At 44.1% G+C, this 940-nt stretch carries 1 protein-coding gene; it reads right to left on the reverse strand.

Annotated features, from left to right (window positions below):
• Window positions 1–33 precede the first annotated feature (33 nt).
• A partial coding sequence (locus A3739_RS03725; RefSeq protein ID WP_156502325.1) for an aminotransferase class I/II-fold pyridoxal phosphate-dependent enzyme occupies window positions 34–940 on the reverse strand: 907 nt, incomplete at its 5' end.

Consider the following 940-nt stretch of genomic DNA (forward strand, 5'->3'; position numbering starts at 1 on the left):
ACGAACAAAAGCAAAAACACAGAAACACTAAACTTAAGCACTAATATCTTCTCTATTAAAGGCGCGCGCGAGCGCAGTTTCTAGGTAATTTAATTCTGCTTCGTTTTTCGGAACAGAAACACGAAGGCCTAAACCGTTATCTAACAAACGGACATACACGCCATCACTCAGTAGCCGTTCGAATATAATGAGTGCGTCAGGTGTTCTGATTATTGAAAATAGCTTTACTGCGCTGTTTACATCACTAAAGTATCGCCGTAACACAACATCTAATTTGCGAGACCAAACTGTCACTTCTTCACAAGCAGAACGCAACCATGCCTGATCTGCTACAACACGTTCAAACAGCGTTAAAGATGGCCCGCTAATGCCCCACAATGGGATGTCACTCTTTACGACATGGCGTAACTGAGTAGAAACACCCACCGCTCCGATACGCGCGCCAGGAAGACCTGAAAATTTACCGAACGAGCGTAGAACAATTAAGTTCTCTAGCCCGGGCTTACCAACGTAACTCGACACGGAAAACTCATGATGAAAATCGACAAAAGCCTCATCAATGATCATCCATTTTCCAGCCGCGGTCATTCGCTCGGCTAACGTAATAATTTCTTTTGCGGTAAGAAAGTCTCCACTTGGATTATTTGGATTGATCACAACACAAATATCAACAGCTTCGATTAGTTCATTAGAAGCCAAGACGTCATACTCATACAGTCGTGCATCCACTTTTTGCCAATGATAGCGATGTTCAGCATAACCCTCACTCGGCACCGCAACTGACAAAGACTTATCGAGCTGTTGCTTGAATAGCTTAGGCAGATACTCAATAGCCCACTGAGAACCTGGTGTCAGGAGGAAGTTCTCATTGTCATAGTATTGCGCAACCCTCTCTTTCAAAGAGGGCGAGATATTCGGGAGAGATTTCCATTGTTCTGGC

This window comes from Oleiphilus sp. HI0067 (assembly GCF_001635735.1).